Source organism: Kribbella swartbergensis (assembly GCF_054784135.1).
The window spans coordinates 36,359-62,537 of record NZ_BAAGPM010000003.1 but is presented as its reverse complement, the minus strand read 5'-3'; the positions used below and the strand labels follow the sequence as shown (position 1 = coordinate 62,537).

The window sequence follows — 26,179 nt, the reverse complement described above, 5'->3', positions numbered from 1 at the left end:
GAAAAAGCCGCGTGCATCCGCCGCGTGCAGCCGCGCCGTGCACAGCTTCTGCCCGGATCTGCACCGGCGCTGCTGCTGTCCGTGGCCGGCACTAGGCTCGCGGTATGCGTGCAGGTGGTGAGGCGGCGGCTGTCCTGAAGCGCCTTGCCGTAGGTCGTGACGACCGACTGACCCATGTCGAGTCCGTCCCGGCCCGGCCGGGCCGGACCTGCGCCTGGCCCCGCTGGGTGCCGGCCGAGGTGCTCGCTCAACTCGCGGACGCCGGGATCACAGCCCCGTGGACCCATCAGGTCGCCACGGCGGAGGCGGCGTACGCCGGGAAGCACGTGGTGGTCGCGACCGGGACGGCCTCGGGTAAGTCGCTCGGTTACCTCCTGCCCGCGTTCGCCACGCTCAGCATCGCGCAGGCCGCCTCGCCGAATCGCCGGACCGCGTCTGTTCTGTACCTGTCTCCCACCAAAGCCCTGGCGCACGACCAACTGCGGGCGGTCTCGTCGTACACCGTGCCCGGTCTGAGGGCGACCACCCTGGACGGCGACTCGGAGCGCACCGAACGCGACTGGGCGCGCGACTACGCGACGTACGTCCTCAGCAACCCGGACATGCTGCACCGCTCCGTCCTGCCGAACCATCAGCGTTGGGCACGCTTCCTCGGCTGCCTGCAGTACGTCGTGGTCGACGAGTGTCACCACTACCGCGGTGTCTTCGGTGCGCACGTGGCCGGCGTACTGCGCCGGCTTCGCCGGATCTGTGCGCAGTACGGCGCTCACCCCATCTTCATCTGCGCGTCGGCGACCGTGGCCGAGCCCGCGGTGTCCGGTGAACGGCTGACCGGCCTGCCGATGGTGGAGGTGGTCGACGACGGCTCTCCGCGAGGTGGAGTCGCCTTCGGCCTGTGGGAGCCGCCGATGACCTCGCTGCGCGGCGAGAACGGGGCTCCGGTACGCCGCTCTGCCACGGCCGAGGTGGCCGACCTGCTGACCGATCTGGTCGTGAGCGGGGTCAGGACGGTGGCGTTCGTCCGGTCGAGGCGCGGAGCCGAGACGGTCGCGATGACCGCGCGGGCGAACCTCCTCGAGGTCGACCCGGGGCTGGCTGACCAGGTGTCGGCGTACCGGGCGGGCTATCTGCCGGAGGAACGCCGGCGGCTCGAGGGCATGCTGCAGAGCGGTGAGCTGACCGGAGTCGCCGCGACGAACGCTCTGGAGCTCGGCATCGACATTGTCGGCCTGGACGCCGTGCTGCTGTCCGGCTGGCCAGGGACTCGCGCATCGCTGTGGCAGCAGGCCGGACGTGCTGGACGCGCCGGCGACGACGCACTGGCGTTGCTGGTCGCTCGTGACGACCCGCTCGACACCTACCTCGTCCGCCACCCGGCCGCTATCTTCGGCCGACCGGTCGAGGCCACGGTGTTCAACCCGGAGAACCCGTATGTGCTCGGCCCTCAGCTCTGTGCCGCCGCCCAGGAGCTACCGCTGACCACTGCGGACCACGATATCTTCGGCAGTACGACGCCGACGGTGATCGCCCAGTTGGTTCGGCAGGGCCTGCTGCGGGAGCGACCGCACGGCTGGTTCTGGACCCGGCGTGAGCGGGCCGTGGACGCCATCGACATCCGCTCGGCCGGTGGCAAGACAGTGCAGATCGTCGAGGACAAGACCGGCCGGCTGCTCGGCACGGTCGACGGCGGCTCGGCCCACTCGTCCGTGCACGAGGGCGCCGTCTACGTACACGCCGGCGAGTCGTACCTGGTCAAGACCCTCGACCTCGAGGGATACGCCGCCGTGGTCGAGCCGGCCGCGCCCGACTACACCACCTTCGCCCGGGACGTCACGGAGATCAGCATCCTCGCGACCGAGGAGACCTGCTCCTGGGGTACGTCGGAGTTGTCGCGCGGGTGGGTCCAGGTGACGAGCCAGGTGGTCTCGTTCCAGCGCAAGCTGATCGCGACCGGCGACGTCCTGGACGAGCAGCCGCTCGACCTGCCCGAGCGGACCCTGCGGACCAAGGCCGTCTGGTGGACCTTGCCGGACGCCGCCGTGGCCGCTCTCGGTCTGGACGACGTACCGGGTGCCGCGCACGCGGCCGAGCACGCGTCGATCGGCCTGCTGCCGCTGTTCGCCACCTGCGACCGCTGGGACATCGGTGGCGTCTCCACCGCCCGGCACGCCGACACGGGCTGCCTCACCGTCTTCGTGTACGACGGCCACCCCGGCGGTGCCGGTTTCGCGGAGCACGGTTACGCCGCGGCGCGCGAGTGGTTGACCGCGACCCGTGAGGCGATTGCACACTGTGAATGCGCGGACGGGTGCCCGTCCTGCGTACAGTCGCCCAAATGTGGGAACCAGAACAACCCACTCGACAAGAGCGGCGCGATCGCGCTGCTCACCGCACTACTCGACAGTGAGGCCTGAACAGCCAGCCGCGGCTGGCAGAGAGGCAGCGCGCCATGGCCGTCCTCGGAATCGTCCTGATCGTCCTCGCCGTCCTGTTCGGCCTCGGGGTCTCGGTGACATCGACCACCTCCACCACCATGGAGGTCTTCGGCGTCGACTTCGGGATGTCGGTGGCGACGGTGTTCTTCCTCGGCGCACTCGCCGGGGCCGCCCTGATGTTCGGCCTGTGGCTGACCAAGAAGGGCCTCGGCCGCGGCTACCGCCGCCGCAAGGAGATGCGTGAGCTCCGCGCCCAGGCCACGACCGGCGAGGTCACTCAGGGTGACGTCACACCGGATGCCGCCACCGACCGCGACGAAGTACCCGCCGAGGACCGGCCGGCGACCGAACCGCAGGCCACTCGCGACGGCACCGACACCAGGCAGCCGCACTGACGACTCTGTTGCCAACGGCATCGAATAACCCGGCGACCGACCGGAACATCACCGGATCGCTGTCAGATCTCGATCGGCACACAGCCTCCGCTCGGGCGGCACACGGCAGATCTGCGGCCGGGTTTCGATGCCTTGCGCAACGACCTTGGACTGGCAGTTAGTTGCCAATGGCATCAAGTTCCGCGGTCTCGACGTAACCACGCGGCTACCTCCTGTGCCTTACTGGTTGTGGCGTCAACGTCGCGTTGAGTCACCGTCTCCTCTCGGGTCACGTCGCCTCCTCACGGGGGATCGACCGCAGCACGCCCTACGCGCAAGGGGTGTCCTCGCGGTCCCGGGGGCCGGGTCGGCTCGCGCGGTCGGGGTCCCGACGACCTGACGCCGCGAGATGGCACGACCTGTGGAGGTTGTCTTGATCATCCGTAAGTTGTTGAGCCGTACCGGCGTGGCGGTGCTGGCCGTCAGCGTCGCTCTGGCCACCGCCGTACCGGCGCGGGCCGCGAACCCGGAACCTGCCCGATCGGCACCTCCGGGCGTGGAGATTGGGGTGGCGCAGCAGATCGCCACCCGCTCCGACACGCGGTACTGCCTCACCTTCGTCGCGGCCGCCCAGGTCCCGATGGCGGTGATGATGGCCTGCGCGCCGGGCAAGGAAGGCAAGACGCAGGAGTGGATCTACACCGAGTCGGGCCGGCTGCAGGTCGCGATGAGCAAGAGCGTCGGTGGCGCCCTTGCCGAGACCGGCGCCTGCCTGGACAGCGGTGCGGACCTGGCCAAGGTCCCGGCCAACGCTCCGCTGCTGGTACTGCCCTGCCGTGACGGCGACGGGCAGAAGTGGAGTTACGACGAGAGCGCGGGCACGTTCGTGAACGCCGCCAGCGGGCTCGCCCTCACCTCTCTGCTCGGCAAGGGGAAGGCCAAGCAGGCACAGCCGACCGGCAGCCTGTCCGCCTCCGGCTCACCGGTCCAGGGCTGGAGCGGCCTGCCGCTGCCGGGCCTCGACATCCTGGGTGCGGTGCTGGCACTCGTGAACGCACTGCTCGCGTCCCTGGGCCTGGCCCTGCCGGTGCCGATCGCGAACGCCGCATCCAGCCTGCTCGAACTGGTCCGGCCGAAGACGCCGATCCCGGCTCAGCTGACCGAGCTGCCGAAGCAGATGATGCAGCTGGCGCAGCGCTGATCGAGGAGGATCCCAGCCACACAGAGGACAGCCGGCCCCGACGATGTCGGGGCCGGCTGCTGTTGTCACTCCTTCGATGTGATCGACACTCCTTCAGTTGTGGGTCTGGTGACCTGCTTCGATCCGGAACCGGTGTCGGGGTTTCGACGATGGGATCCCCGCTGCTTGCGCGTCAGCGGGAGCCTCGTGTCGCTGTCACCGTCCGCCCGCCTCGTCCGCGGCCGTCACCAGTCGGCCGGGCCTGTCACCACCAGCAGTGATGGTGGCAGTGCCAGAACAGGTCGTCGAGAAGGCAAGCCAGTCCGTGCAACAGCATGTCTTTCACCTCCGATCCACTGAACCGATCGGCTAGGACGCTACCGTCTGTTGTCACGTTATGTATCTAGTCAGTTACCAGTTGCCACACAACCTTGAGCACTCTTTAACCCGTTCGCAACGCGTCCCGCCTGACCCCGATTTGACTCCGACCCTGCTTTACCGATAACCACGCGCAGGCTCGAAATCCCCCGGCGTACCTGGGCTTTCGGACCGGCGACGCCGTACGACGTTGCCCGCGGCCACGAAGCGGTTGCCGGTGGCATCCGGGACCGGGTTGACAACGTTTCTCCTGGGGTCGGGTAAAAGTCTTCACATAGTCGCCAAGGAGTGCCAATCTTTGACCGGCACTCGCTGCACCGACCTGGCAAGGAGACCCCTGATGCGATCACTGAGGCTGTACTCGTCCGCAGTACTCGGGGCCGCGGCCCTCGCGCTGCTCACCGGCTGCCTGGGCTCGTCCGACGCCGGCGGCGGCGACCAGGACGCGAACCGCAACGCCGACGCCAAGACGGTGGAGCTGACGATCGGCTCGAACGCCGTCAAGGGCGGCAAGAGCAGCGCCGGCGCCACCTTCATCGAGGACGTGCTGATCCCGAAGTTCGTCGCCGAGCAGAAGGGCAAGGGCGTCGACGTCACGGTCAAGTTCCAGGGCGACGGCTCCGACGACGAGGTCTACAAGCAGAAGCTGTCACTGGACCTGTCGAACAAGTCCGGCCCGGACCTGATCCAGATCGACGGCATCTGGGTCGGCGAGTTCGCCCAGGCCGGCTACATCAAGCCGCTCACCGACACCGTCGGCGACACCAGCAAGGTGGACGACTGGGACGGCTGGAAGCAGATCCCGGAGGCGGTGCAGCAACTCGGCAGCTTCGAGGGCAAGCGGTACGGCGTACCGGGCGGGACCGACGGCCGGGTGCTGTACTTCAACAAGAAGCTGTTCCAGCAGGCCGGACTGCCGGCCGACTGGCAGCCGACCTCGTGGGACGACATCATCTCCGCCGGCCAGGCGCTGAAGAAGCTGCCCGGGGTCACCCCGATCCAGATCAACGCCGGTACGGCGATGGGCGAGGCGACCACGATGCAGGGCGTGCTGCCGCTCCTGGTGGGCACCGGCGCGACCGTGAACGCCGACGGCAAGTGGCTGGGTGACACCCCGCAACTGCGCCAGGTGCTCGACTTCTACAAGCAGATCTACAGCACCGGTCTTGGTGACCCGGTGCTGCAGCGCGAGGCCAAGGGCCGGGACAAGTCGTTCGCCCAGTTCGCCGCGAACAAGATCGGCATCCTGCTGGAGGGCGACTACTTCTGGCGCAGCGTGGTGGAGCCGAAGGAGGGCGTGGCCAAGATGGCCGACCGCGACACCGCCGTCGGCTACGCGCTGATCCCGGCGACCAAGCCGGGCGCCGGAGTCAAGGGCCAGGACTTCGTCTCGATGTCCGGCGGCGGCGCGACCGTGATCAACCCGAACACGAAGTTCCCGCAGCAGGCCTGGGAACTGCTGCAGTTCATGAACTCCGCCGAGATGGTGAAGGCGTCCCTGGACGGCGCGGCCAAGATCACTCAGCGCTCCGACGTCAACAGCGAGGTGCTGGCCAGTGACCCGATGCTGAACTTCGTCGCCTCCAAGGTGCTGCCGATCACGCAGTACCGGCCGGGCCTGGCGGAGTACCCGAAGATCTCGGCCGCTCTGCAGCAGGCGACCGCGGACGTGGTCGGCGGCAAGTCCACCGAGGCCGCGGCGACGGCGTACCAGAAGGCCGTCGAGACGGCGGCCGGCGGCAAGGACAAGGTCACCAGCAACTGATGACTTCCGCTTCCGCACCCGTGTCGGGCAAACCGGTCCGGGACCGTGGGCCGGCACGCGATGTCGCGGGGCTCGGTGTCGGCCGGGCCTTCGGCTTCGTCGCGCCGGCCCTGCTGCTCATCGGCGCGTTCCTGGTCTTCCCGGCGCTCTGGACCATCTACATCGGAATCACCAACTACCGGCTGACCGGTGTCGAGGCGGTGTCGCCGTCGGTCGTCGGACTGTCCAACTACACCAAGGCGCTGAACGACGCGCTCTTCCACAACGCCCTGTGGCTGACGCTGCTGTTCGTCCTGGGTTCGGCGATCATCGGCCAGAACATCCTCGGCTTCACCCTCGCCTGGGTGATGCGGCGTACGCGTCCCGCCGTACGCCGTACCGTCGAAGGACTCGTCCTGCTCGCCTGGATCCTGCCATCGACGGTCGTCGCGTACCTGTGGGTCGCGTTCTTCGACCGCGACGGCGGCACGCTCAACGGCATCCTCGGTACGCCGGGCACCGCGTGGCTGATCGACTACCCGATGGCGTGCCTGGTGGTGTTCAACACCTGGCGCGGTACGGCGTTCTCGATGATGCTCTATTCCTCCGCCCTGCAGGCCGTCCCACCGTCACAACTCGAGTCGGCGCGGATGGTCGGGGCGTCGGGGTGGCAGACGCTGCGGGACGTGGTGTTCCCGCACATCCGGGGTCACGTGCTCACCAACACGTTGCTGATCTCGCTGTGGACGGCGAACGACTTCTCGCCGTTCCTGCTCACCAAGGGCGGGCCGAACCACGAGTCCGAGACCGTGCCGGTCTACATCTACAACGTCGCCCTGCAGGGCGGTGAGCTCGGCTACTCCTCGGCCATCTCGTTCCTGCTGCTGATCGCGAACCTGCTGGTCTCGCTGATCTACCTCCGGCTGCTGAGGAGGCGCTCGTGAGTCGCAGTTCGTTGCCGGCGACCCCGGCCTTCGTCGTACGGCGGATCGGCTTCTACGTCCTGATCTGCGCGATCACGCTGTTCTTCGCGGTTCCCATGCTCTGGGTCGCGTCGGCTCCGTTCGACGCCACGCCCGGCCTCGGCGTGCAGTGGCCGGACTGGACGCTCGCCAACGTCCGCAAGACGCTCGACCACCCGTACGCGATGCAGTCGATGGTGAACTCGCTCGTCATCTGCGTGACCACCGCGGTGGCGGTGACCGCGTTCGCCGCGCTGGCCAGCTACGCGCTGTCGCGGGTCCGGCTCCCCGGGCGCGACGCGCTGCTGTACGGGCTGTTGCTGCTGTCGTCGGTCGTCACCGGGACCGCGGCGATGGTGCCCATCTTCGTGATGATGTTCCAGCTCGGGCTGATCGACTCCCGGTTCGGGGTCGCGCTGGTGATGACCGGCGGCTTGTTGCCAGCGGCAATCTTCATCCTGAAGGACTTCGTCGACGCGGTGCCGAAGTCGTACGAGGAGTCGGCCCGCGTGTTCGGCGCGTCCACGGGCCAGATCCTGCGCGACGTCGTACTGCCGGTGGCCCGGCCCGGCCTGGCCACCATCATGGTCTGGGCGTTCGTGAACTCCTGGGGCAACTTCCTGGTGCCCTTCCTGCTCATCCGGTCGATCGAGCTGCAACCCGGCGCGGTGCTGCTGCAGACCTTCACCGACGAGGGCGGCAGCGCCAACCTCTCGGTGATCCCGGTCTTCTCGCTGCTGTTCTCGATCCCGGTCGTCGTGCTGTACCTGCTGGTGAACTCGCGGTACGGGTTCCGCTTCCACGGAGGGATCAAGAGCTGATGGCGGGCATCGACATCGAAGGTCTCGCGACCGTCTACCCGAACGGCGTCCGCGCCGTCGACGGGCTGGACCTGCACGTCGAGGACGGCGAGTTCTTCGCCCTGCTCGGCCCGTCCGGGTGCGGCAAGACCACGCTGCTGCGGACGATCGCGGGCCTGGAACAGGCGAGCGAGGGCACCATCCGGATCGACGCCGCGGACGTGACCCGGACCGAACCGGGCAAGCGCGGAGTGGCGATGGTCTTCCAGGACTACGCCTTGTTCCCGCACATGAACGTGTCCGAGAACATCACCTATCCGCTGAAGGTCCGGCGGGTTCCGGTGTCGACCCGTACGGCGACAGCGGAACGGACCGCCGGTGAGCTGTCGTTGCAAGGTTTGCTGGAGCGCAAGCCCGGCCAACTGTCGGGTGGTCAGCAGCAACGGGTCGCCCTTGCCCGGGCAATCGCGTCGGAGGGCAAGGTGCTGCTGCTCGACGAGCCACTGTCCAACCTGGACGCGCGGTTGCGCCTCGAGGCGCGTACGTTCCTGAAGAAGCTCCAGCGGGACCTGGGCATCACCACGGTCTTCGTCACCCACGACCAGGCCGAGGCGCTCGCCCTCGCGGACCGCATCGCCGTCATGGAGTCCGGCAAACTCCGCCAACTCGGCTCGCCCCGCGAGGTCTTCGCCCGCCCCGCCAACACGTTCGTAGCCAACTTCATCGGCTCCACGCCGATGAACCTCCTCCCAGGCACCGTCACCTCCACGGCGAGCGACGACTCTGGACCAGGGGGACCGAACGGCTCGCGTCCTGACGCAGGTCCTGCCGGGACTGTCTCCGTCGCAGGAGGCTCGTTGCCCGCAGCAACCGGCTCGGCGCCCGTCGGTGCAGAAGTGACTGTGGGGATCCGGCCTGAGTACCTGACCCTCGCCACCGGCGATGTCACCGGACCGTGCCTGCGCGGCGAGGTTGTCGTGGCGGAGAACCTCGGAACGCAGTCGCTCGTGAGTGTGGATTGTGACGGGACGCTGATCGGGGTGACCGTGCCCGAGGAGTACGAGCCGAAGCCCGGCACGACGGCTGTCCTCACGGCGCCGGCGTCGCGGGTCCTCCTGTACGACCGGGAGTCGGGCGACCTGCTCTCTCGGCAACCGGCTGCAGTCGGCTGATGGCCGTCACGTCGTACCGACGCCGCTGGACCCTCGACGACCGCGCCGAATCGGTCTGGCACTCGCTCCCGGTCGACATCCCGGTCAACTGTCCCGGCCTGCTCGTCATACTCACCGTCCCACCTGTCGACGGTGCCGTGATCGACATCGGCTGCGAGGGTGCTGCCGGCTGGCGCGGGTGGTCTGGTGGTGCACGTCGTACGTTTGCCATCACCCCGACCGCCGCGACTCCCGGATACCTGGCGGGTGACCTCGAGCCGGGCACCTGGTCGGTGGTGATCGGCCTGCATCGCCTGCCGGTGGAGGGTGTCGAGCTTGTCGTCGAGGCTGTCACCGGTCCGGTGGACGCGGTGCCGGGTCTGGCGGAGTACGCCGACGCGGGCGCTGCGATCGCCGTACCTCCTCGGCCTCCGCGGCGCACGCTGCCGGCTGCTCCTGGGCTGAAGTGGGTGGCTGGCGACTTCCACGCGCACTCACTGCACTCCGACGGCTCCACACCGGTCGCCAACCTCGCAGCGCTCGGTGTCGTGGCCGGACTGGATGTGCTGGCTGTCACCGACCACAACACGGTCGCGCATCACGTCGAGTTGCCTTCGGTCGGGAAGAGGTTCGGCATCGGGCTGATCCCCGGGCAGGAGGTGACGACCGACTCAGGGCACGCGAACGCGTTCGGCGACATCGGAGCGATCGACTTCCGCCGTCCCGCCGCCACCTGGGTCTCTGAAGTCGCGCAGCGCGGCGGACTCTTGTCGATCAACCACCCGCTCGGCGGCGACTGCGCCTGGCGTCAACCTCTGCCGGAACACCCCCCGCTCGCCGAGATCTGGCACTCCAGCTGGCTCGACCACACCTGGGGCGGCCCCATCGCCTGGTGGCAAGCCTGGGGCCTGACCAGCACGACACCCATCGGCGGCAGCGACTGGCACACCCCCTCGTCCCTCACCCCACCCGGTACGCCGACCACCTGGGTAGCCGTCGACGCCTCCGCCGAAGGCCCCGACGAACTCGCCACCGCAGTCCTGGACGGCCTGGCCGCCGGCCGCACCGCCATCTCCACCTCCTACACCGCACCCGTCCTCGTCCGCACCGGCGACGAGCTGATCGCCCTGGACGCCCCCAACACCCTCGTCATCTCCCCCGACGGCACCCGCCACCCAGTCCCCACCACCCACCACTCCCTCCCCACCACCCCAGGCCCTCACGTCTTACTAACCCACACCGGCCAATTCCTCTCCCTCTGCAACTAACCCCCGTACCGCACCGCCCCGCGTACCTCCCGCCCTGCCGGGCCTAGTCGTCGACGCCGCCCCGTCGGGATGCTCGCGGACACCCCCGTGACGATGGTCGCCCACCGCTGCCCCGCGGCGAGGACGGTCATCGTCAACACCCCGCCGGAGACAGCCGAGGACGACACCCCCGCGACGGGGGTCAGGCACGAAGCCTGCGGTGACAATGGTCGTGCTCGACATCCGGCGGGGATATGCGCGGACATACCCCCGACGGGGACAGCCGCGGACAACACCCCGTAGCGATGGTCAAGCACGAAGCCTGCGGCGAGGACGACCGTCGTTGACACTCCGACGGGGACAGCCGCGGACAACACCCCGTGGCGATGGTCAAGCACGAAGCCTGCGGCGAGGACGGCCGTCGTTGACACCCCGGCGGGGATAGGCGCGGGCGATGCCTCCGGTGGGAATGGTTGGGGACGGGGCAGACTGGGCTGATGACGGGCGGACGAGCTCAGGTGATCGTGGTGGATGCGGCGAACGTGATCGGGTCGCGGCCGGATGGATGGTGGCGTGATCGAGCCGGGGCCGCTCGCCGCCTGCTGCTGCGACTCGCTGCACTCCAGGAACGACTGGCGGAGACGACCGACATCATCGTCGTCCTCGAAGGCGCCGCCCGCGGAGCCGTCTCCGGCCCTGAGGCGCCGGACGTCGGCTCCCTCCAGGTGGTCCTCGCCGACGGCTCCGGCGACGACACCATCGCCGCGATCACCGCCCAGTCGGCCGCCCGCGATTCCAACCCCGAAGTCACCGTAGTCACCGCCGACCGAGGCCTGCGCGCCCGCACAGAACCCACCGGCGCCACCTCCACAGGCCCCAGCTGGCTCCTCGACCAACTCGACTAGCACCTTGCTGAGCGGCGTGAGCCTGCCTTGCTCCAGCAGGCGCTGAGCCTCTCCAGTCGCGGAAGGCAGCCCGCTCGCGATCGGGATCCGGAGGTCAGCGGATGGCCTCGGCGAGACCTTCACAATGTCCCCATGTCGCGTCTCCGTTCGGTCCTGCAGTGGGCCTTTCTGCGAGGACCTGCCGGGTTCTACGAGCTGGCGGATTCCAGTCCCGGGCTGGTGTCGGTGCTGGTTCTGGTCGCACTGGCCGCCGCCGGTGCCGTGGGTGCCGGCATCGGTGCGTTGATCGCCTTCGCGACAGCGCAGCCGCTGTCGCCGGCAGTTGACACCGGGATCGTGATTGCGGTTGTCGCGCTGATGGGCTGGTTCGCGATGTCACTTGTAGTGCTCGGCGTGCTGTGGGTGCGCGGCGTCACGCCAGCTGAGGCGTACGGCGGGCAACCATCCGGACGGCACGCCGCTGGATCGGTCGCCGGTTGGCGGCGTCGGGGCGAGGCGCTTGTTCCTGGGTCCCTGGTCGGCTTCTTCGCCGTCGTGACGGTGATTTTCGGCGCGATCTCTGTGGATGCCTGGCAGATGTCTCGGCCGTGGTCCGAACCAACGGCACTCATCGATGGGGTGGTCGTCACTTTCCATGAGCCTGGGCTCCTCGAGAAGGGTTCGGGCACCGTCATCGTGCGATACACAGTCGACGGCTCGTCCAACCAGCTAGAGATCGACGCGGACACCGGCGACCGCATGATCAAAGTGGGCGACACCATTCCTGTGGAATACGCAGTGAACCGACCAGCGCGCGCCCGGGCCGTCTGGACCGTCGAAGCCGGACGCACCGATGCGCCGTTCTGGGCTGGCCTGTCCGCCCTCTGCGCAGTCCTCGGCGCAGCCAGTGGCATCGGCTACCTCATTGGCCGCAGGCGCCGTCGCACCCGATGACGACTCCGCACGACACCGCCGAAGATCCTGACCGCCCGGCCTCCCGCTGAGCGATGGACTAGGGGGTTCGGTTTCTTGATCGGGAGCTGGATCCGACGTGGGGTTGGTGGGTCAGTCGAGGAGCCAGCCGTTGCGTTCGGCTATTTGGATGGCGTCGGAGCGGGTGCGGGCGCCGGTCTTGCCGATCGCGGACCAGAGACGGGTGCGAACGACGCGTTCGGAGACCTCGAGCTTGCGCGCCATCAGGGCGACCGACCCGCCGTCGCGGGCCGCGCGCAGAGTGTCGGTCTCGTCCTCGTCGAGCGGCGTCTCGGAGTACTTGAGGTTCTCGGCCGCCAGGTTGGCGTCGACCACCCGCAGTCCGAGGTGCACTCGTCGTACGGCGTCTGCCAACTGCGGAGCGGGGCTGCCCTTGAGCGCGATGCCTTTGGCGCCGGCCTCGAGACCGCGTCGTACCTGCACCGGACGACCGTACGTCGTGAGCATGACGACGCGGCACTCCGGCATGGACGTCCGCAGCTTCGTGGTGACTCTGATGCTGTCGTTCCCCGGCCCGGCGGCGTCGAGCAGGGCGACGTTCGCACGGTGACGTTTCGCGGCACCCACCACATCGTCCGAACGGTTGAGCTCGGCAACGATCTCCAGGTCGCGTTCGCGTTCCAGACCGCTTCTGAGGACGCCACGACTGAGGATCTGGTCGTCGACCAGCAACAGCCGGATGCGGTCGGGCAAACGGGCCTCCGAGATAACCGTCCGGGCGCCGGGGAAGTGCGTCCGGGTGGATGGGCAGGACTTCGGTTCCAGATCATGGAGTCCTCTCCCGCGCCTCGTCCAGATCAACGCGGCATCTCTACCAGATTGCGACCAGATCGCGACCGCTCCAGAACCCCTCCACCACTCGTCAGTGGATCCACGTCGTCATCCGTGTGCGTGCTGTCGGAGGCGGGGCGGTGCGGGTGGCTAAGCGGGGCCGGCTCGGGAGGTTGTGGTGAGGGTCGGGTGGGCGAGGTTGGCGAGGTGGAGTTGGGTGCTGAGTTGGACGGTTACTGCGTCAGAGGTCACCTTGCAGGTGGTGAGAGTGGCGTCGTGGAGGGCGGCTATTCGTGCTGCGGTGGCACAGGCGGTGGTGGGGTCGGAGTTGAGGGAGTGAGCCGCGCTGAGCGCTGCTAGGTCGGCGGCGGCGGTGAGCTTGTGGCGGGCAACGGAGACAGCTGACCAGAGAGTCGCGGCGGCCAGAGCAGTTGCCAGCACCAGGCCGACAAAGAGGGTCAGAAGGGTCCCGCTGCCCCGTTCGGAACGCACACCTCGGGGTGACGGATGAGGGCGGCTTCGTGCCGCAGCACAGGTACGCCGACGGGCAGGGCAAAGAACTGAGCGGCCAGCCGGTGGGCTGTCGAGCGGCTTGTGATTCTGGAGCACCTTGGGCGTCGGGACGGCGTGTCGAGACCGGGGTCGGGGTAGCGAATGCGTCATGGGGTCCGTCCTGAGTGGGGTGCGTGCGTCATGGGGGCGCCGTGCTGAGTGGATGCGTGTGCGTCACGGGTTGCGCCGGGCCGGGGGTGCGTTTGTGTCATGGGTGCCGCCGGGCTGCATGGGTAGGTGCGTCCTGCGTGGTGGGGTGGGTAATGGGGAGGACCCGCGGCGGGGTGCGTGGGTGCTTGCTGGGTGGTGGGTGGGTCTTGGATAGGCCCCGAGAAACCGGTGATGAGTGGGTAAATGGGGCTGCGTCCGGGCAGGACCCGCACGGGCGGTGAGGGGGGCCGGGGTACCCCCTGGGTGACGCCGAGACCGATGTGGTGAGTGTGCCGTGAGGGTTCCGTCCAGGGTCGGGCGACGGCGCGGATGATGAGTCGACCGGGGTGGCGCCGGCCTGTGTGGCGAGTGGGCCATGGGGGCGCCAAGGGCAGGGCCCACGGCCAAGGCATGAGTGGTGACTAGGGCATGGGTGGGTCCGCCGTCGGGCCGCAGCACGGATGGTCAATGGGACGGGGGTGCGCCTGGTGACGGCGGAGTCAGTGTGGTGAGTGGGCTATGGGTGTGCGTCCACGGGTCGGGCCACGGCATGGATGGTGGGTGGGCCGGGAGCGCCTGGGTGGCGCCGGAGTCGCGGCGGTGAGCGGGCCGTGGGGTGCGACCACGATCGAGCCACGGTGCGGGTGGCGAGTGGGCGGTGGTGCGACTGGGGGGCGCAGGGGTTGGGGTGGGTGGGTTATGAGGGTGGGGCCTGGGTGGTGGGTTCGGGTTGGAGGGTGGCTTTGGCGGTGATGGGGGTCGTGGGGAGGAGGGAAAGGAGGGGTGCGTTGTGGTTTGGGGTGGCGGTGACTGTGACCTCGATGTCGGTGGGGGTGCGAGTGATGGTGATGGTTGCGTTGGCGGGGGCTGTGCGGCGGCCTAGGTCTTGGGCTGTTTCGGGGGATTCGCCGCGGGCTACTGCGCGGGCTACGTCTCTGGCGGCGTCGATGCAGCGGATGTTGGTGGTGACGACGCCGATCAGCCAGATGCCTAGGAAGAGCAGGGTTAGCAGAACCGGCAGAGCCATTGCTACCTCGGCAGTGATCGCCCCGCGCTCCGTCTTCCCGCCGCCGTCCGTCTTCGTCCTGCAACGATCGGCGGTCATCGCGCAGAACTCCACCGTCGTCCCGCCGCACTCCAACCTCGTCCCGCGCCGTACTCCGTCCTCATTGCGACGTGTTCCGTCCTCATCACGTAGCGATCGTCCTCCGTCGCACGTTCTCCGTTGTCCCGCCGTACTCCGTCCTCTTCGCGCCACACTCCGTACTCGTCGCGCAGCGATCCGCCTCCGTCGCACGTTCTCCGTTGTCCCGCCGTACTCCGTCCTCGTGGCGCAGCGATGCGTTTCGTCGTGCGGCGATGCGTCTTTGTTGCGCGATGGTCGGTTGTCGTCCCGCCGTACTTCGTTGTCGTCCCGCCGTACCTCGTTGTCGTCCCGCCGTACTCCGTTGTCGTCGCGCGGTACTCCGTCTTTGTGGCGCAGCGATCCGATCGTCGGGCTGCGGTGCGTCTTTGTTGCGCGGTGGTGGGTTGTCGTGGCGGCGTGCTGCGCGTGGTGGGTGGCGGCGTTCGGCTGCGTGGGGTCTTGGAGTGGGTCTTGAGGTCGCGGGTTGGAAGTTGGGTGGGCATTGAGGCTCCTTGGGGGTGGGTGGGTCGGTCGCGGGTTGAGGGGCCCGCGACCGACCTGGGGTTACAGCTGGACGCCTTCTACGCCGGCTAGTTGGAGGGCGTAGTTGATGAGGGCCTTGAGGGCGTTCATCATGGCGTCGGACTTCAGCAGGGCGACGAGGATGCCGCCGAGGCCGCAGACTGCGACGACACTCACTGCGTACTCCGCGGTCGCCGCGCCGCGCTCAGAGCGGTTGCGGAGAGCTCGAAGGATGGAGTGAGTACGAAGGGTTCCGCGGGTGGAGCGGGTGCGGAGACGGTGGTTGACTGCCACCAGCGCCTTGGACATCTGATACCTCCCGATCTGCGGCCCGGCTCGTCCGGACCACTCACTGACAAGGTGCCGTCGCCGGAGCCCTTTTCTTGAAGGAGTTTCGAACCTGGGGACAACTTCGCGTGATCAGGTTTGTTGCCCATAGCATCCATTAGCGAGAGAGGTACGGGATCAAGGCGTCGGCGATGGTGGGAACGATGGACAGGAGGACGAACGCCGGGAGGAAGCAGAGACCGAGCGGGAGCGCCGTACGGGATTCGATCGCGCGGGCTTCCTGATCCGCGGCGTGGTGGTGCGCCTGGCGGGTGTCGTCGGCCAGATGCTCGAGTGTTTTCGAGAGCGGTGCACCGGAGCGGATCGAGCGGTCGATGGCTCTGGCGAAGGGTGCACAGGTCGGTTCGGAGCGGAGACGTGACCACGCGTCCACAGGATCCGTGCCCAGTGCCAGGTGGTGGGCGACCTCGGTGAAGAGGTCGGCGAGAGGACCTCGGACGGCTGTGGCGACGGTGATGAGCGAATGTTGTGGCGGACGTCCGGCTCGGAGGCAGGCGGCGAGCAGGTCCACGGCCAGGGGAAGATCGCGGGTGATCTGTGCTGCTCGTCGTCTGGCGGCGGCTGGTTCGAGGCGGGCCAGGGCTCGTGGGATGACGTAGATGGCCGCGGCGGCGAGTGGAACGCCCCATGGGAAGCCGATGAGGAATAGGAGACCGAGGGCGGCGGCGATTGCTGCTAGGCGGTGAAGACGCGGTGTGCGTGGGCGTTGGCGGCGGGGACTTGGCGAGAGGCGGCGCAGGTCCGGATGAGCTGGGATGACCAAGTACGACGAGATCGCTACAGCAACCGCGGCTAATGCGACGGTCATAGGTAGACCTCCACAGCAACAGTCATGGGTGGGTCTCCGCTAGGCGGCTCGTCCAGTGGAGGCCGAGTGTGGTCAGGGACAGACCGGCTGTCAGGCAGAGCCAGCCGGTGGGGGTAGCGGTGAGGAAGGTCAGGGGGTCGGCTCCGAGGGAGTAGCCGAGCGCGACGCCGAACACCGGTAGTAGGGCCAGGATGCGGGCTGTCGAGCGGGCGCCGGCGAGACTGGCTGCCGTTTGGCGGTGGATGGCTTCATCGGCGCGGAGGGAGTCGGCCAGGCGTTCGGTGAGGGCGGCGAATGCGGCTCCGGACTCTTCGGCTACGCGCCAAGCGGCTGCGAGTGCTCGGAGGCCTTGGGCGCCAGGGGATTCTGCTGATATCTCAAGGGCACCTGGAACGTCGCCGCCGAGCTTGGCAGCGGCGTGGGCGACCTGGAAGTCGGGGTAGATGCCTGCGGCACCCTCCAATGCGTCGATGGGTGGACGGCCCGCGGTGAGGTCGGCGGCGAGGATGTCGAGTGCTTCGATGACCTGCGTGCGCGTGGCTCTGGCGGCGGCATGGCGGCGGTGTTGGGCTCGTTGGGTGAGCACCAGCGCTGTTATGACGGCCAGAGCAAGGGCGGACATCAAGACCTGCATCCCGAAGATCACTGCGGTGAGCAAGGCGAGAGGGGCGAGCAGCCAGCGGTGAGCTAGGCGGGCCGAGCCGTGAGCTAGGCGAGACGAGCGGTTAGGTCGGCGAGACCAGCGGTTAGGTAGGCGAGGAGAGCGATCGGAGAATCCAGAGCGGGCAGGAGGTGCCGCTTGGGCAGCCAGGCGGTGGAAACCTCGGCCGCGGGCGGGTAGAAGCAGGAGCACGGTGGTCAACGCGAGGACGCACGCGATCAGGTCCGGTGTCATGCGGCACCTGCCAAGAGGTTGGTGAAGCGGTGGGATGGGGGGAGGAGGTTGATGTGCCCATTCGGCTGGAACTCGACGGCTGGCTGGGTTGTCAAGGAGCCGGTAGGGAGGCGGTCCAGGGTGTGGATCTCGGAGATGCGGCGTGTGCCGTCAGGGGTTCGGCTGAGGTGTACGACGGCGTGGAGCGCTGACGCCGCTTGGCTGTGAACGGCGTCGCGTGAGAGGCCGGCGAGAGCGCCGAGGGCCTCGAGGCGGGCCGGTACGTCGGCTGCCGAGTTGGCGTGGATCGTGCCGCAACCGCCTTCATGACCGGTGTTCAAGGCACTCAGCAGGTCGACGACCTCGGCTCCTCGCACCTCACCGACGACCAGGCGGTCGGGGCGCATTCGCAGAGCCTGACGGACGAGGTCGCGCAAGCTGATCTCGCCGGTGCCCTCGACGTTCGGTGGTCGCGCCTCCAGTCGGACGACGTGCGGATGATCCGGGCGGAGTTCGCTGGCGTCCTCGACCAGGACTAGCCGCTCCGAGGGACTCACCAGCGACAGCAATGAGTTGAGCAGGGTTGTCTTGCCGGTTCCTGTGCCGCCGCTGATCAGGAACGCCACTCGCGCATTGACCAGGTCGCGCAGGATCGCCGTACCTGCTGGTGGCAGTGCGCCGGCGGCGACGAGGTCGTCGAGGGTGAAGACTTTGCGAGAAGGGACTCTTAGCGAAAGGCATGTGCCCGGAGCGGCGACGGGGGCGAGTACCGCGTGGAAGCGGGTGCCGTCGGGGAGGCGGACGTCGACGTACGGCGTGGCGTCGTCGAGGCGGCGGCCGGCGGCTGCTGCCAGCCGGGTGGCGAGTCGTCGGATGGCGGCCTCGTCGCCGGTGCGGATCAGGACGCGTTCGAGGCCGGAACCGCGGTCGACGTAGACCTCGTCGGGGCCGTTGACCAGGATGTCGGTGATGCCCGGCTCGGACAGCAGGCCGTCGAGTGGGCCTGCTCCCAAGGCTTCGCGTCTGAGCGCTGCGACCACGGCGAGCACGATGGAGTCGCCGTACACGCCACCATCTGCGCGCAGGGCGGCGGCGACGCGGGCGGGGGTCGGCTCGGCTCCGGTGACCGCGAGGGTGCCGCGGACCCGGTCGATGAGGGCGCTCGAGACGTTCATGCCATTCCTGATCGATGAGAGCCGGTGTGGGGTGGGTCGGGATCGGGGGTCATGCGGCGGCCGAGGTGTAGAGGCCGAAGAGGTCGAGGAGGTCGGAGGCGGCGCGGCCGAGGGGGCCGCGGGGGCGCGGGTCGAAGTGGCCCTGGTCCATTGCGGCGGCGAGATCGCGCTCGTGGCCGAGCTTCGTTGCTAATGGCAATGACAGGTGGGAGGCGACGTCGGCGGCGGAGAGGCCGTTGGTCCGGGGTTCGCGCGCCACCACGCGGAGGTCGCCGGCGACATCACGCAGCGGACCGACGAGCCGATTGGCCGCGGCGACCGATCTGACGTCACACGGTACGACGAGCAGCGTCGCGCCGGCCCGGACGAAACCCTCCTCCACCGCCGGATCGGCCCGCCGCGGCAGATCGACGACCACCAGATCGCTACTGCGCTGCGCGGCACTCAGCACCGAACTCATCGTCTCCGGCGGCAGGACCGTCACATCCGACCGGTCCCACGACAGCACCGACAACCCGTTCACCGACGGCAGGGCCGACCGCAGCGCGGCCGCGCTCACCCGACCGGAGGCGTTGAGCAGCTTCGGCCAGCGATCACCCACGTCGTGTTCGATGCCCAGCGCGAGCTCGATACCGCCGCCGAGCGGGTCGCCGTCGATCAGCATCGTCCGGAAGCCGCGCCGGTTCCCGAACACCGCGACAGCCGCCGCCAGGGTGGTCGCACCTGCTCCCCCGCAGCCGCCGACGAACGCCAGCGTCAGAGCCGTCCTGACCCCGCCGTCCAACGCATCGGCCAGCTTGTCGCCCAACGCCGATTCATCCGTGGGTAACCGGAACACCGACTCCGCGCCGATGTCGAACGCGCAGCGATACAGGTCGTCGCCGTCCCGGAAACCGGCCACGACGACGCCCGACCGCCGGATCGGCTGGGTGCGGGCGAGCGACTCGGCCAGGTCGTGGCCGACGACGACCAGCGAACCCGCATGCCAGTTACGGCGGAGGCCGAGTAGGTCGTGCTCGACCAGCGGTGTGATCGACGCCGCCGCGGCAAGCCGGAGCAGGTCGTCGAGCAGCACCTCGTCAGTAGTTGCCAACAGCACCGAATGCGATGAGATGTCCATGCCTAGAAGATGCCGTCGCCGGCCCGTCCGCGGACCGGACGCCGGATCCCTGTGGACAAAGCCGTTGTCGGATTTCCGCCAGCAGCGGGAATCCGCCAGCCCGAGGCCGCGACCAACCCGCCGGGAAGGGTTACGGTTCCTTTCGAAGCGTCTTTAACTAAATTTCACCGGACCGCTTCCGTCCCAGCTCCGGAGGACCACCCATGAGTCGACTACGCATGCTCGCCGCGACCGCCACCGTCACCGCCGCCGCTCTCGTCACCGCCGCCGGTGTCTCACTGGCCGCCCCTGAGGCGCCACCGTCGGCGGCTGATACCCCCACCGCCGCGGCCACCACGAGCGGTGGTGTGAAGACGGCGTACTTCACCCAGTGGGGCATCTACGCCAACGCGTTCTACCCGAAGAACCTGGCCACCACCGGCATCGCCGGCAAGCTCGACTTCCTCAACTACGCGTTCGCCAACATCCACCCGACCGACCACACCTGCTTCATGGCGAACAAGGCCGCCTCGCAGGACGAGAACAACCCGAACGCGGGTGACGGCGCCGGCGACGCCTTCGCCGACTACGGCAAGTCGTACGGCGCGGACATCAGCGTCGACGGGGTCGGCGACGTCTGGAACCAGCCGATCCAGGGCAACTTCAACCAGTTGAAGAAGCTCAAGGCCCGCTACCCGAACCTGAAGATCCTGATCTCCATCGGCGGCTGGACGTACTCGAAGTACTTCTCCGACGCCGCTTCCACCGACGCCAAGCGCAAGAGGTTCGTCAGTTCCTGCGTGAACATGTTCCTCAAGGGCGACCTGCCGGTCATCGACGGCTTCGGCGGTCCCGGTACGGCGGCCGGCATCTTCGACGGCATCGACATCGACTGGGAGTACCCGGGCTCGCCGAACGGCCACGTCGGCAACCACTGGAGCCCGGCCGACAAGCAGAACTTCACCCTGCTCCTCGCCGAGTTCCGCGCCCAGCTCGATGCCTACGGCAACCAGATTGGCAAGCGCTACTACCTAACCGCCGCTACGCCGGCCGGGCAGGACAAGATCGCCACGATCGAGACCGACAAGATCGGCCGGTACCTCGACTACAACAACGTGATGACGTACGACATGCACGGCGGCTGGGAGGCCACCGGGCCGACGAACTTCCAGGACCCGCTCTACCAGGCGCCGAACGACCCGAGTACGCCGATCCCGCCCGGCTCGGCCAAGTACTCGATCGACGGAGCCGTCAAGGCATGGACCACCGGCGACCCGGCGTACGGCATCCCCGGCGGCTTCCCGGCGAACAAACTGACCATCGGATATCCCTTCTACTACAGGGGTTGGAAGGGCGTTCCGAGTACGTCGAACGGCAAGTACCAGCCGGCTACCGGGCCTGCCGACGGCCATGCGATGAGCGGGAACGTGCCAGGAGTCTCCTTCTACAAGGAACTCGTCGGCTTCGTGGACGACCCGTCGGCGACGTACTTCGACGACACCACCAAGGCGACGTGGTTCTACCGCAACGGGACCTTCTGGACCGGTGACAACGCCCAGTCGATCAAGGCCAAGGCGGACTACCAGCACTGCAACGGTCTGGCCGGCGCGATGATGTACTCCCTCGAGGCACTCGACCCGAACGTCACCCTTTTCAACCACGTGGTGAACGCGGTCGACGCCCAGACACCAGGCTGCAGCGGCCCGACTCCGACGCCAAGCCCGACACCAAACCCGACCCCAACACCCACGCCTACTCCGACACCCACCCCCACGCCTACTCCCACCCCGACGCCGACAACGACGCCGACGACGCCCCCGACGGCCACTCCGTGGGCGCCGAACACGGCGTACGCGACCGGTGCGCTGGTGAGCTACAACGGCCTCACCTACAAGTGCATCCAGGGTCACACCTCCCTGACCGGCTGGGAGCCGCCGAACGTCCCCGCACTCTGGGGCCGGGTCTGATCACGTACCGCCCACTGATCGGAGCATCATGAAACGCATCACGATGGCATTAGCAGCTGTCACCGCAGTAGTCCTCACCCTGCTGACAGCCCCAGCAGCCAACGCGGCAGGAGTGACCGCAACCTTCACCAAGGTGTCCGACTGGGGCAGCGGGTTCGAGGGCAAGGTCACCGTCACCAACGGCACCACGAGCTCAGTGAGCACGTGGTCGGTCGCACTCGACTTCCCGTCCGGCTACACGATCAGCAGTTCGTGGGACGCGACCAGGAGCAGCAGCGGCCAGACGCACACCTTCACCCCGCCCGGCTGGGCTGGACCTCTCGCACCCGGTGCCACTTTCACATTCGGTTTCAACGGCTCCCCGGGCAACTTCCCCGGTCTCGCAGCTTGCCGGCTGAACGGAGGCTCCTGCTCCGGCGGCGGTGGCGGCACACCACCCGGCGCCCCAACCGGTCTGTCCGGTACGGCGACTTCGTCGTCGGTGAGCCTCACCTGGTCCGCGCCAAGCGGTGCAACGAGCTACAACGTCTACCGCAACGGCACGAAGGTCGGCTCCCCGACTGGTACGTCGTACACGGACTCCGGTCTTGCCGCGAACACGACGTACAACTACCAGGTCAGTGCGTCCAACAGCGCGGGTGAAGGACCGAAGAGCAGCACCTTCTCGGTGACGACGTCCAACGGTGGCAGCAACCCCGGCACCCGGCGGGCGGCGCCGTACCTCTACATGGGCTGGGGCAACCCGCCCAGTCCGGCGACCGTCATGAATGCGACTGGCATCAAGTGGTTCACCATGGCCTTCATCCTGTCGTCCGGCAGCTGCAACCCGGCCTGGGACGGCAGCAGGCCGCTGCAGGGCAGTGCGGACGCCAATGCGATCGCACAGATCCGTGCGGCCGGCGGCGACATCGTGCCGTCGATCGGCGGCTGGAGCGGGAACAAGCTCGGCCCGAACTGCAGTACCCCGGAGGCGCTGGCCGGGGCGTACCAGCAGGTGATCAACGCCTACAACCTGAAGGCGATCGACGTCGACATCGAGAACAGCGACGAGTTCGAGAACGAGGTGGTCCAGGACCGGATCCTCAACGCGCTGAAGATCGTCAAGCAGAACAACCCCGGCATCCAGACGATCCTCACCTTCGGTACGACGACCAGCGGCCCGAACTACTGGGGCAACCGGCTGATCGAACGGTCCGCGGCCCTCGGCGCGAACATCGATGTCTTCACGCTGATGCCGTTCGACTTCGGCAGCTCGAACATCTACCAGGACACGGTCAACGCGTCCGTGGGCCTGAACAACAAGCTGAAGGCGACGTTCGGCTGGACGACCGCGCAGGCCTACGCCCACCAGGGCATCTCGGGCATGAACGGTCTGTCGGACCAGCAGGAGCTGACCACGACGGCCACCTGGCAGAACATCACCAACTGGGCCAAGTCCAACGGCCTGAGCCGGCTGGCGTTCTGGTCGGTGAACCGTGACCGCGGCTGCGCCGGCGGCGGGGTGGTCTCCCACTGCTCCGGCATCGCCCAGCCCGACTGGGAGTTCACCCGGATAACAGCCGGCTTCTAGAACGATCCGGTACGGCGACGTGCGGGCAACCGCCCGTACGTCGCCCTCCCGAAGGCTCAGCCCGACTTCAGGGCCTGGACGATGAGAGCGTTCCGGGCGTTCTGACCGAGCGGGACCGACGGGTGCAGGCCGTCGCGCAGATACCGGGACAGGCGGTTCGGCTGGGCGGCGAGGTGCTCGGCCCAGTGGATGATGCGCAGGTTCTCGTGCCGGCGTTGCGCCTCGGCCAGCTGCAGGTTGATCCAGGCGCTGTTGCGCTGGTCGGAGACCTGGACGGCGGGTCCGTGCGCGGTCCGGGCCGCCTGGATGTTCACCCAGAAGACCGTGCGCTCCGGGCCGACGATCTGCATCGTCCGCTCGACCTGGGCGGCGACCGCCGGCGGTGTGAAGATGTCGTTGGAACCGACCGACATCAGGATCCGGTGCGGCAGGCCGTAGTCCTGCGCCCAGGTGTCCAGCGCGTCGACGGCCGGGGTGACCGGACGGCCGGCCCAGTTGTGCACGGCCATGGTGATGCCGTGGGCGGCCAGTTGCTTGGCCAGTGCCGGGCCGTCCTGGACGCCGATGCTGTCGCCGAACATGTAGACGCCGTCGTTCTCCCGCGCCTTGCGGATCTGCGCCTCGCTCGAGATCGCGCGGGCCTGACGCTCCCACGCACCCAACGTGCCGGAGCCGTACGCACCGGTCGACGCCAGTTCGCCCACGGATCCGGCGGAGGCCGTTGCGGCCGACGCGACGGTCGACGCCGCGGCGGCCGTCCCCGCTGTGAACAGCAGGCGCCGGCTCGGGCGGATCGAACTGAGACGCTTCCTCACGGAGGAAACTGTGCGGTGGAAAGCCCTCTCACTGCAAGTCGACACCATCAGAACCGAACCAACCCGGCTAGGTGGACCTGACCGGTTGCGACCGGACGAAAGTCCGGAACCGCTCGGCGGCCGGTGTGAGCTGCGCCCGCAACCGCCACGCCATACCGATCTCCCGGCGCGCTCGCACCCCGGCGAGTGGGATCGACACCGCTCCGCTGGGGTTCCCGCGCACCGCACCGGAAGGCAGTACGGCGACGCCGAGACCGGCACCGACCAGGCTGTCGATGGTGGCGAGGTCGGTCGCCTCGAACGCCAGTTGCGGCGTGAACCCGGCCGCTCGACACAACTCCTCACTGATCCGCCGGAAGTCGAACCCGGGGCGCAGCCCGATGAACGGCTCGTCCGCGGCCGCCGCCAGTTCCACCCGGCGCCGTGATGCCAGCGGATGCCCGGGCGGGACGTGCAGGCACAACCGCTGTTGCTCGAGCAGATGCCAGCCGAACACCTCGGGGTCCGGTCGAGGAGCGGTGATGCCGATCTCGGCCTCGCCACGCTCCAAGTCCTCGACGATGTCGTGCGCCGGCTCCTGCCGCAGCGCGAACCGTATCGACGGCGCCTCCCCGCGGAACGCCTTCAGCAGGTCCGGCACCAGACTGGTCGCGACCGAGTGCAGGAAGCCGAGCCGGACCGTCCCAGAGTCGGGGTCGAGCAGCGCGTCGATGCGCTGCCGGGCGGAGTCGACCGCCGCCGTACCTGCCCGGGCCGCCTCCAGCACGACCCGGCCGTACGGGTTCAACCGGAGCCCTCGGTGCTCACGCTCGAAGAGCCGGACGCCGAACGCGGTCTCGACCCGCCGCAACGAGCGGGACAGATTCGGCTGGCTGGTGCCCAGCGCCGCGGCCGCCTCGGTGAGGTGCTCGGTCTCCGCGAGTACGGCGAACCACCGCAGATCCTCGAAGTGCATACCAGAATCGTATCGATTGCCGACGAGATTGACATTTTACGTATCGCCTTACCCGTGGCACGGTCGAAGACATGCACACTTCCGTCGCCGCTCAACCCGGCTACCGGCCAGGCGACCCCGGCTACCGCCGCCTGTCGGTCGCACTTTTCGCGGCGGGCCTGGCGACGTTCGCACTGCTCTACAGCACCCAGCCGCTGCTTCCCGAACTCGTCGACGCGTTCCACGTGTCCCCCAGCCAGAGTGCGTTCACAGTCTCGATGGCCACCTTCGGCCTCGGCGTTGCCCTGTTGATCGCAGGACCGGCATCGGAGGTGATCGGACGCACCACGCTGATGCGCTGGTCGGTGGCCGCGACGTCCGGCATCGGTCTGCTCTGTGCAGTGGCCCCGACCTGGCACACGCTGCTCGCACTCCGCGGTCTCCAAGGCATCGCGATGGCAGGCCTGCCTGCGGTCGCCATGGCCTATCTGCGGGAGGAGGTTCACCAGGACAGTCACGCCCGGGCGAGCGGGCTCTACATCGCCGGTACGGCGGTCGGCGGTATGGCGGGCCGCCTCATCGCAGGCGGGCTCGCGGATCTCGGCGGCTGGAGGGTCGCGTCCGGAGGTATCGCACTCGTCGGTGTGCTGTGCGCGGCGGTTGTCTGGCTGCTGCTCCCGGCGTCGCAGAACTTTCATCCGACTCCAGCGAGCCCTCGACGACTCCTGACCCAGACAGGGCGAGTACTCCGAGACCCGGCGTTGCTGGCGCTCTACGGGATAGCTGCCACCGCGGTGGGCGCGTTCGTCGCCGTCTACAACGGAGCCGTGTTCCGGCTGTCCGGGGCGCCGTACGACCTGAGTGCCGGGGCAGCCGGCCTGGTCTTCACTGTCTACCTGCTCGGGTCGGCCGGTTCGGCCACGGCTGGGTGGCTCGCTGACCGGTATGGCCGCCGTACCGTCGTGCCGGTCGGCTGTCTGGTCACACTTGCCGGGGTTGCGATCACTCTGGCCGCTCCGCTGCCACTCATCGTCGTCGGGCTTGCAGTGATGACAGCGGGCTTCTTCGCTGTGCACGGTGTCGCCAGCGGCTGGGTCGCGGTCAGGGCGCACGCGGGCGGTGGTGGGACCGGGCAGGCGGCCAGCCTCTATCTGTTCTCCTACTACCTCGGTTCGTCCGTCTTCGGCGGTCTGGCCGGAGCAGCGTGGTCGCACGGTGGATGGAGTGGTGTGGCGCTCGAGGCGGGTGTGCTGTTCATGGTCACACTCGTGCTCGCGGTACTTCTCAAGAACGTTCCCAGCAAGGTGCGAAACTAGCCGG

Annotated in this window: 23 protein-coding genes; 13 read left to right on the top strand and 10 right to left on the bottom strand. The window is 68.3% G+C overall.

Features of this window, described 5'->3' with window-relative positions:
• Positions 1-104 precede the first annotated feature (104 nt).
• The 10 genes from ACYVOK_RS00350 to ACYVOK_RS00305 all read left to right on the top strand — a co-directional run bounded on the left by ACYVOK_RS00350 (position 105) and on the right by ACYVOK_RS00305 (position 12,109).
• Positions 105-2,414 (top strand): DEAD/DEAH box helicase, encoded by a 2,310-nt coding sequence (locus ACYVOK_RS00350; protein ID WP_460660159.1) that lies wholly within the window; start codon positions 105-107, stop codon positions 2,412-2,414.
• A gap of 35 nt (positions 2,415-2,449) precedes the next feature.
• Positions 2,450-2,830 carry a hypothetical protein gene (locus ACYVOK_RS00345; protein ID WP_460660158.1) on the top strand — a complete coding sequence of 127 codons (381 nt, stop codon included), beginning with the start codon at positions 2,450-2,452 and terminating at the stop codon, positions 2,828-2,830.
• 412 nt (positions 2,831-3,242) lie between these two features.
• Positions 3,243-4,010, top strand: coding sequence for an RICIN domain-containing protein (locus tag ACYVOK_RS00340; RefSeq protein WP_460660157.1), 768 nt, complete (start codon positions 3,243-3,245; stop codon positions 4,008-4,010).
• A gap of 697 nt (positions 4,011-4,707) precedes the next feature.
• Positions 4,708-6,132 carry an extracellular solute-binding protein gene (locus tag ACYVOK_RS00335; protein ID WP_460660156.1) on the top strand — a complete coding sequence of 475 codons (1,425 nt, stop codon included), beginning with the start codon at positions 4,708-4,710 and terminating at the stop codon, positions 6,130-6,132.
• A complete protein-coding gene (locus ACYVOK_RS00330) occupies positions 6,132-7,055 on the top strand; it encodes a carbohydrate ABC transporter permease (protein ID WP_460660155.1) in 924 nt (307 codons plus the stop codon). Before ACYVOK_RS00335 ends, ACYVOK_RS00330 begins: the two co-directional genes overlap by 1 nt.
• Positions 7,052-7,894 (top strand): carbohydrate ABC transporter permease, encoded by an 843-nt coding sequence (locus ACYVOK_RS00325; protein ID WP_460660154.1) that lies wholly within the window; start codon positions 7,052-7,054, stop codon positions 7,892-7,894. The genes ACYVOK_RS00330 and ACYVOK_RS00325 overlap by 4 nt, the downstream gene beginning before the upstream one ends.
• The gene (locus ACYVOK_RS00320) at positions 7,894-9,045 is read left to right on the top strand and encodes an ABC transporter ATP-binding protein (RefSeq protein ID WP_460660153.1); all 1,152 of its coding nucleotides are present in this window, start codon (positions 7,894-7,896) and stop codon (positions 9,043-9,045) included. Before ACYVOK_RS00325 ends, ACYVOK_RS00320 begins: the two co-directional genes overlap by 1 nt.
• Positions 9,045-10,292, top strand: a complete 1,248-nt coding sequence (locus ACYVOK_RS00315) for a CehA/McbA family metallohydrolase (RefSeq protein WP_460660152.1) — start codon at positions 9,045-9,047, stop codon at positions 10,290-10,292. Before ACYVOK_RS00320 ends, ACYVOK_RS00315 begins: the two co-directional genes overlap by 1 nt.
• A gap of 476 nt (positions 10,293-10,768) precedes the next feature.
• Positions 10,769-11,176: a hypothetical protein gene (locus ACYVOK_RS00310; protein ID WP_460660151.1), complete on the top strand. Its 408-nt coding sequence runs from the start codon at positions 10,769-10,771 to the stop codon at positions 11,174-11,176.
• 132 nt (positions 11,177-11,308) lie between these two features.
• Positions 11,309-12,109 (top strand): hypothetical protein, encoded by an 801-nt coding sequence (locus ACYVOK_RS00305; RefSeq protein WP_460660150.1) that lies wholly within the window; start codon positions 11,309-11,311, stop codon positions 12,107-12,109.
• 111 nt (positions 12,110-12,220) lie between these two features.
• Here the strand turns inward: ACYVOK_RS00305 and ACYVOK_RS00300 are convergent, their stop codons facing one another.
• The 8 genes from ACYVOK_RS00300 to ssd form a co-directional block, all read right to left on the bottom strand.
• On the bottom strand, positions 12,221-12,841 hold the full coding sequence (locus ACYVOK_RS00300; RefSeq protein WP_460660149.1) for a response regulator: 621 nt from the start codon (positions 12,839-12,841) through the stop codon (positions 12,221-12,223).
• Between the two features lie 228 nt (positions 12,842-13,069).
• On the bottom strand, positions 13,070-13,582 hold the full coding sequence (locus tag ACYVOK_RS00295; protein WP_460660148.1) for an Rv3654c family TadE-like protein: 513 nt from the start codon (positions 13,580-13,582) through the stop codon (positions 13,070-13,072).
• A 736-nt stretch (positions 13,583-14,318) separates the two neighbouring features.
• A complete protein-coding gene (locus tag ACYVOK_RS00290) occupies positions 14,319-14,726 on the bottom strand; it encodes a TadE family type IV pilus minor pilin (protein ID WP_460660147.1) in 408 nt (135 codons plus the stop codon).
• Positions 14,727-15,311: 585 nt separating this feature from the next.
• Positions 15,312-15,578 carry a DUF4244 domain-containing protein gene (locus tag ACYVOK_RS00285; protein ID WP_460660146.1) on the bottom strand — a complete coding sequence of 89 codons (267 nt, stop codon included), beginning with the start codon at positions 15,576-15,578 and terminating at the stop codon, positions 15,312-15,314.
• A 136-nt stretch (positions 15,579-15,714) separates the two neighbouring features.
• A complete protein-coding gene (locus ACYVOK_RS00280) occupies positions 15,715-16,425 on the bottom strand; it encodes a type II secretion system F family protein (protein ID WP_460660145.1) in 711 nt (236 codons plus the stop codon).
• Between the two features lie 22 nt (positions 16,426-16,447).
• Complete coding sequence (locus ACYVOK_RS00275) at positions 16,448-17,047, bottom strand: type II secretion system F family protein (protein ID WP_460660144.1); 600 nt, start codon at positions 17,045-17,047, stop codon at positions 16,448-16,450.
• A gap of 269 nt (positions 17,048-17,316) precedes the next feature.
• Positions 17,317-18,474: a TadA family conjugal transfer-associated ATPase gene (locus ACYVOK_RS00270; RefSeq protein ID WP_460660143.1), complete on the bottom strand. Its 1,158-nt coding sequence runs from the start codon at positions 18,472-18,474 to the stop codon at positions 17,317-17,319.
• A 49-nt stretch (positions 18,475-18,523) separates the two neighbouring features.
• Complete coding sequence (gene ssd, locus ACYVOK_RS00265; RefSeq protein WP_460660142.1) at positions 18,524-19,594, bottom strand: septum site-determining protein Ssd; 1,071 nt, start codon at positions 19,592-19,594, stop codon at positions 18,524-18,526.
• A 203-nt stretch (positions 19,595-19,797) separates the two neighbouring features.
• On the opposite strand from ssd, the gene ACYVOK_RS00260 reads away from it, so the two are divergent.
• Entirely contained in the window at positions 19,798-21,540 is a 1,743-nt protein-coding gene (locus ACYVOK_RS00260) for a glycosyl hydrolase family 18 protein (protein WP_460660141.1), read from the top strand.
• A gap of 28 nt (positions 21,541-21,568) precedes the next feature.
• A complete protein-coding gene (locus tag ACYVOK_RS00255) occupies positions 21,569-23,110 on the top strand; it encodes a cellulose binding domain-containing protein (RefSeq protein ID WP_460660140.1) in 1,542 nt (513 codons plus the stop codon).
• Positions 23,111-23,166: 56 nt separating this feature from the next.
• Here the strand turns inward: ACYVOK_RS00255 and ACYVOK_RS00250 are convergent, their stop codons facing one another.
• Entirely contained in the window at positions 23,167-23,925 is a 759-nt protein-coding gene (locus ACYVOK_RS00250; protein ID WP_460660139.1) for an SGNH/GDSL hydrolase family protein, read from the bottom strand.
• A 67-nt stretch (positions 23,926-23,992) separates the two neighbouring features.
• Positions 23,993-24,880, bottom strand: a complete 888-nt coding sequence (locus ACYVOK_RS00245) for a LysR family transcriptional regulator (protein ID WP_460660138.1) — start codon at positions 24,878-24,880, stop codon at positions 23,993-23,995.
• 71 nt (positions 24,881-24,951) lie between these two features.
• On the opposite strand from ACYVOK_RS00245, the gene ACYVOK_RS00240 reads away from it, so the two are divergent.
• Positions 24,952-26,175 carry an MFS transporter gene (locus ACYVOK_RS00240; protein ID WP_460660137.1) on the top strand — a complete coding sequence of 408 codons (1,224 nt, stop codon included), beginning with the start codon at positions 24,952-24,954 and terminating at the stop codon, positions 26,173-26,175.
• Positions 26,176-26,179 lie beyond the last annotated feature (4 nt).